The sequence below is a fragment of the Testudinibacter sp. 'clade 2' genome (assembly GCF_006227735.1).
GTDB lineage: Bacteria > Pseudomonadota > Gammaproteobacteria > Enterobacterales > Pasteurellaceae > Chelonobacter.
In genome coordinates this window covers 18,353-28,662 of sequence record NZ_VDHB01000001.1, presented here as the reverse complement: position 1 = coordinate 28,662, position 10,310 = coordinate 18,353, and the positions used below count along the sequence as shown (strand labels likewise).

At 40.7% G+C, this 10,310-nt stretch carries 8 protein-coding genes; 4 read left to right on the top strand and 4 right to left on the bottom strand.

Annotation, left to right across the window (positions count from 1 at the left end; all coding sequences use genetic code 11):
- The 4 genes from FHQ30_RS00125 to FHQ30_RS00110 form a co-directional block, all read right to left on the bottom strand.
- On the bottom strand, positions 1-181 hold a 181-nt coding region (locus FHQ30_RS00125; RefSeq protein ID WP_500692244.1), incomplete at its 3' end, for a hypothetical protein.
- 33 nt (positions 182-214) lie between these two features.
- Positions 215-2,500, bottom strand: coding sequence for a TonB-dependent receptor domain-containing protein (locus FHQ30_RS00120; RefSeq protein ID WP_139611294.1), 2,286 nt, complete (start codon positions 2,498-2,500; stop codon positions 215-217).
- Positions 2,497-4,551 (bottom strand): prolyl oligopeptidase family serine peptidase, encoded by a 2,055-nt coding sequence (locus tag FHQ30_RS00115; protein WP_176552758.1) that lies wholly within the window; start codon positions 4,549-4,551, stop codon positions 2,497-2,499. The genes FHQ30_RS00120 and FHQ30_RS00115 overlap by 4 nt, the downstream gene beginning before the upstream one ends.
- A gap of 86 nt (positions 4,552-4,637) precedes the next feature.
- Positions 4,638-5,489 carry a ChaN family lipoprotein gene (locus FHQ30_RS00110; protein ID WP_139611292.1) on the bottom strand — a complete coding sequence of 284 codons (852 nt, stop codon included), beginning with the start codon at positions 5,487-5,489 and terminating at the stop codon, positions 4,638-4,640.
- A gap of 106 nt (positions 5,490-5,595) precedes the next feature.
- On the opposite strand from FHQ30_RS00110, the gene hutW reads away from it, so the two are divergent.
- The 4 genes from hutW to hutZ all read left to right on the top strand — a co-directional run bounded on the left by hutW (position 5,596) and on the right by hutZ (position 10,291).
- Entirely contained in the window at positions 5,596-6,900 is a 1,305-nt protein-coding gene (gene hutW, locus FHQ30_RS00105; RefSeq protein WP_139611291.1) for a heme anaerobic degradation radical SAM methyltransferase ChuW/HutW, read from the top strand.
- A gap of 91 nt (positions 6,901-6,991) precedes the next feature.
- Positions 6,992-9,166 carry a TonB-dependent hemoglobin/transferrin/lactoferrin family receptor gene (locus tag FHQ30_RS00100; RefSeq protein ID WP_139611290.1) on the top strand — a complete coding sequence of 725 codons (2,175 nt, stop codon included), beginning with the start codon at positions 6,992-6,994 and terminating at the stop codon, positions 9,164-9,166.
- A gap of 65 nt (positions 9,167-9,231) precedes the next feature.
- Positions 9,232-9,738 carry a heme utilization cystosolic carrier protein HutX gene (gene hutX / locus FHQ30_RS00095; protein ID WP_139611289.1) on the top strand — a complete coding sequence of 169 codons (507 nt, stop codon included), beginning with the start codon at positions 9,232-9,234 and terminating at the stop codon, positions 9,736-9,738.
- A gap of 13 nt (positions 9,739-9,751) precedes the next feature.
- On the top strand, positions 9,752-10,291 hold the full coding sequence (gene hutZ / locus FHQ30_RS00090) for a heme utilization protein HutZ (RefSeq protein WP_176552634.1): 540 nt from the start codon (positions 9,752-9,754) through the stop codon (positions 10,289-10,291).
- Positions 10,292-10,310: the final 19 nt, after the last annotated feature.

Here is a 10,310-nt window from a genome sequence, read left to right as displayed (position 1 = left end):
TAGGCTCTTCTGGTTTAGGCTCTTCTGGTTTAGGTTCTTCTGGTTTAGGTTCCTCAGATTTTGGTACTTCTGTGGTAGTATTTGATTTTTCTTCAGTAAAAGAAGACGAGGTTGACGAGCAGGCAGCGGTAAACAAGCTCAGTAAGCATACCATAGCAGTGGTTTTGTAGGTTATTTTCATAAGTTTTCCTTGAATTAGTTAATATTGTTGATATTAAAAACGAATTTCAGCGCCTAATAAAAATGTTCGTCCACGTGCTGAATTAGTAAACGAGTAAACGTAGTTGTCATCTCTATCGGTCCCCACTTGTGAGCCGGTTGAGTTGAGTGAATTTAATGCATCGACATAATTTTTATTTGATAGATTTTGCACCGAGGCTTTGAGTAGGACGTGCTTGTTGAGTCGATATGTGGCGTAAAGATCGATAATAATCGGAATTTTCGGCAGTGCTTGCGAATCATTGCCGTATTTATCTACTTCAAGCCCGTTTGGCACTTCGCGGCGTGACTTTCCGGTGTATTTAAAAATAGATCCGATGGTTAAATCACGCTCAAAAAACCGTCCGCCTAATGTCAGCGTAGCGTAGTCTTCCGGTAGATAGGTGATCGATGTTGTGCCGAATCCGGTACCGATTGAAGAGCTAACATCTAAAGGTAAAGTCGTTTTTTGTCGGCTATAGGATAAATTGGCAAAGAGTGTATCGGAATCATATTCTAAAGCAATTTCTATACCTTTGTGCTTAATAGGATTCAGTGCGTTAATATACATTTGTGCATGAAAATCTCCATATAAATCAGGGTGATTTAGGTCGGTGATTCGGGTACCGCTGCGAGTAATATAGAAACTTTGGCTATGAATATAGTTTTTTATATGATTAATATAGGCTGTCAATTTGAAACCTAAGAAATCATTATCTGTGAATATGTTTTCTTTTTCGGTATTAAAACCAATTTGATAGATCTTAGCTTGTTCCGGTTTTAAATAGGGATTCATTGAGCCGCTGCCTTCATTATTGAAGAAGACTTCTTGGGTATTCGGAATTCGAGTAGATTGGGAATAGCTGATAAACGGTTTGAACCACGGGTTTAAATCCCAGGATAGCATCACTGACGGCTGCAATGATTTGCTGTTTAATTTCATACTGGCGGCATTTTTTGGAAAACAACCCAAATCGGCAAAAGAATTATCGCTGCTGCCCAAAGCGTGGCAAGAACCTTTATGACCTCGGACCGTACCGTCAACATAGGTCAAGCCGGTATTTAATGTGAAATTCTGATAGGTTAATTCATTGATTAAATATAGGCTGTAGATAGTTTGTCTGCCGACAGGAGAAAAGGGCGTATAATCATAGTTGTCTTTATTGACACCTAAGGCTTTTTTAGCATAGGTGTTAGTCATAACACTACTGCCTAAGGTAAAACTCGAGGTGAAATCTTGCCAGTGCAATGTGGAAATATTGTTGATATCCAGATAGTAAGAACGGTTGCCTGTTTTCGCTTTATCCAGTTGCCAAATGTTGGCGTCATTATCATAAAGTTGGCGATTATCGGTATAAGCGCTCAACAAGGTAAAATCAATTAAAGGGCTAGCCGGGTCAAACTTATAGCGTAGATAATAATTACTGTTTTTTGTTTGGCGACCACCGACACTGTTTTGATAGCCACGGGCAGCCAGTTCAATTTTATGTAGCGCGGAAGGGGATAGTTCAAATTTCGCCAACCAAGAGCGGGGCGATTGATCCAGACGGCGAACATAGTCATTTTGAATCGAATGTGTGCCGTCACCGCGTTTATAATTAGCTTTTTCTTTGCCGCCGCTATAGGCTAACATTGCACCTATTGAACCGTTGTCGAAAGCAGCTCGTTTGCTAGCCACCGCCAACATAGCATTTTGCCCTAATCCGTTGGTGCCGTAATTATATTTTGACAGTAAACCAATGTTACTGTCGGCAAAAACAACATCATCGACTCCAATGGTACGTAGATTGGAGTGTCCGTTTAAAGCATTCACGCCTTGAGCACCTTGTGAGAATCCTCGAGTGACGCTGACACCGGTCAGAAAATTCGGATCAATCATAACGCCGAATTGGCTGCTGGGTCCATATCCTCCGTTTTCACTATGATATTTACTACTGGAATTAGATGAAGTACCGTAAAAAGTTTGAGGAACATCATCAACCATCGTGTTGACTCTGCCAAAACCGGTCATTCCCCGAATATTGACGCTAACCGTACCTTGTGTCGGGTTGATGTTGGTAAAGGTTCCCGGCAGTGCTCGCACTACACTGTCTAATGATTGCATTTTTCTATTTTCACCCACAGCGCTGACTGCGCCGGGAATACTAAACGTTTTTTGTGATGTAGTGCGCGGCGAACCTAATACTTTTAAGTCATCAAGTTGTAATTCATCTTGCGAACTTTGATCGGCATAGCCACCGATAGCGGGAAGAAGACCGCAGCAAACTAAAGCAATAAAACGGCTAATAATCGAATAATTCATTGTTTTTCCTTGTTATAAATAAGTGTATTGCTGGGTATAAGATGACTTTGGCTAGCAATGCGATCGATTTTGAGTAAAAATGTGTAGGCGGTAAGACTTCTGATCTGGCGACTTGCACCGCCATAACGACCGCTATGGCCCGAATGGGGTTCGATATTGAGTAAAATCGCGCTATCAGCCAGATTATACTGTCGGATTTTAGCGGCATATTTTAAGCTTTCCCAAAATGGAACCCGTTGATCTTGTTGGGCTGTCATAATCAAGATTGAAGGATACTGTTGAGGCTGAATATTTTCATAAGGTGAGTAGCTTTTAATATATTGATACTCTTCAGGTTGTGAAATGTCGCCCCATTCTGCAACTTCAGAATCTGTTTTGGTCGCTGGATTACCGAGGGCGGCTAACATATCCAAAAACGGCACTTGTAGCACCACGGCACGAAACAGCTGTGGCGCTTGATTGACGGCAGCAGCAACCAACAATCCACCGGCACTTTCTCCAAGGGCATAAGTGCGGTCAGGCGCTGCATAACCTTTTAATTGTAAGATTTGAGCAACATCAATAAAATCATGAATGCTGTTCAATTTGAATTGCCTGCTCCCTTGGGTGTGCCAAGCAAGCCCCAACTCACCACCGCCTCTGACATGCGCTATTGCATAAACAAAACCTCTGTCGAGTAAGCTGCGATAAGCCGTGCCGTATACCGGTTGCATACTGAATCCATAAGCACCATAGCCGGTTAATAACAGGGGATTTTTACCTTTCTTGAAGTGTGATTTTTTATAAATCAGCGTAACCGGTACAGATATTCCGTCACGCACCGGAATCAATAAATATTCAGTTTGGTAGTGCTGGGCTGCGGTATTATGGATGCCTGATTTAGGCATATCCAACCATTGTTGTTGGTACAGATCAAACTTCACAATACTTTGCGGTACGTTCAAAGCACTATAGCGTAGTGTTAAATGCGCTGAATCCTGCCCATCCCCATGTAGTATGCTCACTAAATAATTGGGATCCGGGAACGGGATTTTTTCTACCTTGCTATGGTGTGGTATCGACCAATAATATAGCTCAGGAACGCCGTGATTGCGCACTTTGACAATCACCCAGTGTTTTAACAAGGTAAAACTTTCGAGGGTACTGCCGTTATGCGGGGTATAAACAGTTTGCCACTTTGCTTGTTTGTCTTTGGCATAGAATAATTCAAATTCAGTATTATTATGGTTACTTTTAATGTAGAAGCCGTCATTATGATGATCCAAATAGTATTCATATCCTATCTTTTCAGGCACAAACAGTGTCATTTCAGGATTGGATTGCATTAGATCTAGAGTGTATATCTCTGATCCATCTTGTTTATTAAGATCTAAGATTAAATACTGACCAGAAGAAGAGAGTGATATCGACAGATGACCATTCGTTGAATTCTGCTGATAAATCAGATGGTCTTCACTTTGCGGTAAGCCGATAACATGCCGGTATAAACCGATAATGTTGCCGGTTTCAGAGGCTTGTTGTAAATAATAGAAAGTGCGATTATTTTTTCCCCAAACAATTTCTCCGCTAGTATTGCTCACTTCTAGCGTTGTTTCGGGAGTCATTGATTTATCTAAATGGATAAGTGAAATCTGATAATTTTCATTACCGATAATATCTTCTGCAATTAAAGCAAGTCGATTATCAGGCGAAATAACCGGAATATTAAGTTGATAATATGCATGGTTTTCAGCTTGTTGTGCACCATCAACAATTAAGTGCCAATGACTATGTTGAGTGGATTTTCGTTCAAAGACAGGATGGTAACCTTGGTTATATCGGCGATAATGATAGCCGTTATCTGACCAATATAATGCGGTTGGACGCTGCTGCGAACGGGAGGTGATTTCATTTGACAGTTGTTGTCTGAGAGTTTGCTCCGAGGCAAGGAAATTTTGTGTGTAGCGGTTTTCCTCTCGGATAATTTGCTCAATTTCATCTTGATAGCGATTATCCGCTAGCCAAGCATAGTGATCGTTGTGCTGAACATGATCAGGATTTGCTGCTTGCACTTTGGTCGGAATGAGCGGTTGGGCAATTGCGGCTGATGCAACATAACTGACCAGAATGCCTAAAATGATCCGAATAATATTCATCTTTATAGCACCCAAATATAATCGGCATCATTCATCTCAATATCGGATAGACTTTCAACCATTGCGATAACTTTATAATGACTTTCTAAATATTCTGCTAAATGTAGCGGAACCCCGATGGACTTTCTTATATGATGCAGCCCACCGATAAAAAGAATTGGTTTATTATTTTTAAGTAAGGTTTCAGCCATTCGGCGATCTTTGAATTGCTGGATCTCCACTAATCGATCAATTAACGGATCGCTATGATCTATTGCGTGAGATTCAACAATTAAGGTCCTAATCGCTTGTTTTACTTTTGTTGTTGTAGATTTCTCCCCCAGTAGCGGATAAGCGCCCTGCAATAAGATATTGATTTCTTCACGGCTTAAATTTGCACCGTAAATATTGATATTGGATCTGGACAAGTAAGTGATCAAAGTTCGGTATTGGGTCCAATCCCATTTTGAATCCCAATCCAGTTGAGCGGCAATTTCGTGATCCGATATCGCGGGTTGGCGACGAATGACGGTTTGAGCCCGGTTTAGATCGGTTTGTGCTGTAGAAGGAAACATTTCTAGAGCAATACTGTTGATCAAAGATCTCTCTTCCAGCATTGTTATTAGCCGTAGTTGGGCTTGGTGGTGTTTCTTTTCAGTATGTTTTTCACCGATCAAAATTATTTTACTTTCAGCCAGTTGATCAACTAAATCATCAATTTGGATATAGCGCTGTTGGCTGACATCAAAAACAGTTTTTTGTATGTCCTGCTGCGGTTTAATTTGTTGTTTGCTAGCTAAAGTGGTGCAGCCTATGCAGAGACAGAATAATAATCCTAATAAGAAGTGCTTGAGGAAAGCAGGTTTTTTATACATACAGACAAATTGTTTTAATTTATATTGATAATGATAATGATTGTTATTATAATGTCAGGCCTTATCCAAGTCAAGTAGGTTTTTTTATTTCTTTAGGAAAATAAATATGGAATATGATATCAGTCGCTTTTTTGCCCAATCTGAAGGGATGCCGTTTTCTTCACGAAAGGCAACAATGCCTTGGGCAGGAAGTGCGCCGATTGATCGTTCAATAATTCAGCAGCAGTGGAATGAATTACAGCAACTTGATACTGGATACCAAAAAACATTGTTATATCTGCATATTCCTTTTTGTGAAACACACTGTAAATTTTGTGGGTTTTATCAGAATCGATTTGAAATAAATGCAGCGCAAAATTACACCGAATTTTTATTAAAAGAGATTCAACAACATAGTCAGAATAAAATATATCAGCAGCATCCTATACAGGCGGTTTATTTTGGTGGAGGCACGCCAACCGCACTTTCGACTCATAATTTATCGATTATTTTACAGGCGTTAAAAAATTATTTTCCATTGGCAAGTGATTGTGAAATTACGATTGAGACTCGGGTTTCAGAAGAAAATAAAGAGAAATTGGCTGCTTGTTTTGCCGCCGGAGCGAATCGGATCTCTATCGGCGTGCAAACTTTTGACACAGATATTCGACGCAAGCTTGGGCGGCAATCAACACAGGATCAACTCCTTGAGTTTATTGATTATCTAATAAAACTTGATCAAGGAGCAATTGTCTGTGATCTACTGTTCGGTTTGCCAGGGCAAACCTCTGAGGTATTAGCAAAAGATTTAGAATGGATAGAATCTTTGCAAATGGATGGGGTTGATCTTTATGCTTTAAATGTTTTACCAAATACAATATTAGGCAAATCTGTGGAGGTACAGCGTATTTCAATTGCGACTTTTGAAGAGCGGCAGCAGTTATATCTACAAGGATTAAAACAATTAACTGAATATAATTGGCGGCAAATCAGTAATAGCCATTGGGCAAGGAATACGAGAGAACGTAATTTATATAATCTGTTAATTAAAGAGCATTCGAATTGTTTAGCATTTGGTTGTGCTGCTGGCGGAAATATCGGGCGTTGGAGTTTTATGCAACAACGAGAATTACCTAATTATTATCAACAGGTTACCCAAAATCAAAAACCGATTGCAATGTTAATGCAAAGACCGTCTTGGGCTGATAAAAGTGCGGCCGTGCAGGGCGGCATAGAAAAAGGATTTCTAGCATGTGGACGTTATTTTAATGCCGAGGAATTATCTATATTAACGCCATTATTTGGGCAATGGCAACAAAGTGGATTGTGTTTATATCAAAATACATCGTTGAAATTAACACCGAAAGGGCGTTTTTGGGCTAGTCAATTATTAAATGCATTACAAAAATTTATTTTTTTAAAAGCAGATTAAAGATAAAAATGCAATTTTATCTTTATTGCTAAACCGTGTTGAGTTTATTTTTAACGTTATTGTGAAATTTACCACCTAGAAGGATAGTATTATGTTTAAACCCTCTTATATCGCATCGTCAATAATGATTGCTTTAATTGGCGGCAGTGCTGTGGCAGATGAATCGTCTAAAACACAGTTGGATGAAATTACTGTGTTGGCATCCGCCGTATCAAGTGCGGTGGTGATCAGTGAAGTCAGTGCAGAGAATATTGTTAGACGCTATCCGAATAATATTAAGTCATTGTTTCAGCAAGAACTTGATGTGTCGGTTAATAACTTATCACGTAGCAGAGCTGGTAATGATGGGATCAATGTCAGAGGGTTGCAGGGCAATCGGGTTGAGATGACACTGGACGGTATACCGTTATCTGAGTCACAGGAAAATAAGCTGTTTACCACGGTGGGAATGGCATTCGGGCGTGGTGATTTTATTGAGCCGAGTGGATTGCGCTCTGCACAGATTAAACGTAGTGGTTCAAATAGCGGCTTATCTGGCAGTGTGAATTTTAATACACTTGAACCGGAGGATTTATTAAAAGAACGGGCGTTGGCAGGGGTGCTTTCCAGTGCATACAGTGGTGTCGATCGCGGTATTGCCGGCACGGTAGGATTTGCGGCACAAAATGAACGTTATCAAGGGTTGTTATTGAGCACGTTGCGTAAAGGGCATGAAACGAAAACCCATGGTAAGAAGGGGGGGATCGGCACAAACCGTACTAAAGCTGATCCGGCAGATTACAAAAGCGGTTATGTTTTATTGAAAAACTATTACCAATTAAATGATAGCCATCGTATCGGGCTGATATTCGAATATTTGAAACGAGATACCGAACGGGATTTACAATCCCAATTAGGAACAATCAGTGGCCGTACCGGGATTACGAATAATCTTGCGGATACCACCACGGATACGGTTGTGCGCAATCGGTTTTCTTTAAACCATTTGTACAGTAGGGAGCAATTGCATATCGAAAGTGCGGTTTATATGCAACATTCACAAACCAGAAATCACCGTTTACGTCATACTATCTCAAACGGTGTAGCGATCCAGCGCCTGGATGAGGCAGAAAATAAGGACAAAATTTACGGCATTAACAGTAGTGTCCGTCACTATCTTGATACCACGTTGCCGCAAATTGTGCGCTATGGTGTTAGCTACAACTATCAGGATTTAAGTAATCGCTTGATCACAACCAGTGCTGACAATCGCAAACCGTCGGCAGATACCAAGCAGATCAGAACAACGGCATTTATTGAAGATGAAATCAGTTGGGGCAGTTTGGTGCTGACACCGCACTTGGGCCTGATTGATTATCGTCTGAAACCGAGTGATCGTAACGGCTATATTCAACGGGCAGATGACTACGCTCCAATAAGCGGCCAACATAAAACCGCATTTTTACCGAAATTTGGACTATTGTGGGATTTGACAGACGAATTTAAACCGTATCTACACTATTCCAGAGGTTACAAAGCGCCGTCGGTACAACAGTTAACCACCTCTTTCGGCAATGATCGCGGTATGTTGAGCTACTCGATTGTTGGTAATCCACAGCTAAAACCGGAAACAGCAGATAATTTTGAGCTGGGATTTAAAGGGCAAAATGCGCGTTTGGATTACCGAGTTTCAGCTTATTATCACCGCTATAAGAACTTTATTGATTACCAAACCATGATTTCAAATCGAAATTTATTGGTGATTCAATATCAAAATATCGCTAAAGCAAAAGTTTACGGTATTGAGGCTGAGGCTAAATGGCGTTTTACTGAACAGCTTAGCGCAACGACTGGGTTCGTTTATTCCAGAGGAAAATCCATTGAGCAAGACGGCACAATCCGTCCGATCAATACTATTCAACCGTTGAAAGTGCGTATCGGATTGGCGTATCAAAGCGAGGGTTGGGGCGCGGATCTGTTGCTTACTCATGTTCGTGCCAAGGCGGATAAGGACATTGACGGCACAATGTACAATCCAAGCGTTAGTTATAATTTGCTTGATTTAGGTGGATATTGGCAACCGCTGAACGGCTTGATGTTTACTGCCGGAATTAACAATGTGCTGAATAAAAAATATTGGAATTGGACAGACTTATCTCACTTAGCGGCTCGTGCCAATGAAACGGCTAATAATGATAGCAGTGCGGGTACGATTTCAGTGACCAATGCGGATGCCTACAGCGCACCTGGTCGCCATTTTACACTTGGCGTGCGCTATGAATTCTAGTCAGGTTTACTGAATAACTAAATGTTAAGTGTGGTTTAAAGAAATAATATATTAAGGAATAAAATATGGAAAAATTAAAAAAACAGGTCGCCGATTTATTGATGGAAAATCCCGATCTATTGACATTGGAGCTGGCTGCTGCGTTAAAACAACCAGAAGGCTTGGTTATTTTAGCGCTGCCGTCACCTTTTATCCGAGTTGTTGATGGTGTAGAAGCGGAAGCATTGTTGGGAAAACTGAGTGAGTGGGGCGAGCTGGTAACGATTATTGAAAAAGAAGGTTCCATTTTTGAAGTTTCCGGTCCGTTTCCCGGTGGAAAAAACGGCTATGGTTATTTTAATTTAAATATGAAAAGCGATAGTAATAGTGCCTTGCATGGGCATTTGAAATTAGAAGCAATCAAGAAAATTGTATTACTAAATAAACCTTTTCGTGGCAAAGAGAGCTACGCTTTTGTCTTTATTGCCGCAAGCGATAATGTTATTTTTAAAGTTTATCTGGGTAGAGATCGGCAGAGAACGCTGTATCCGCAGCAAGTTGAGCAGTTTAAACACTTATTTATACAACAATAACCAGGATATAATTATGACAGATCGACAAGAGCGGTTACAAAATCGTTTAGGCCCTGAAATTCAGGCAATGAAACAGCAATGCAGAACACTATTATTGGCAACCGTAGATGCTGAAGGCAATCCGAATATCAGTTATGCACCTTTTGTGTTAAATGACAGGGGATATTATGTTCTTATTTCTGATGTTGCGCGTCACGCCCGAAACTTAAAACAAGTACCGAAAGTATCGTTAATGCTGATTGAAGATGAGGAGCGGAGTCGTCAGATTTTTGCCCGTCGCCGTCTTTCGTTTGATGCGACAGCAGAAATTGTGTCATACGACTCGATAGAATGGCAACAAGGCACACAGGCATTGATGGCAAGGCACGGTGAGGTGGTGCAGCATTTGTCTTCGTTGCAGGATTTCACCTTATTTAATTTAATTCCTGAGCAAGGATTGTTTGTCAAAGGATTCGGGCAGGCATTTAAAGTCAGCTCGGATGATTTAGTCGGTGCCATCCATTTACAGCAGGGACATCTATCGCGAGAAAAGCGTGGGCATATTAAGCGTTAATCTAAAACTGCGCAATTGA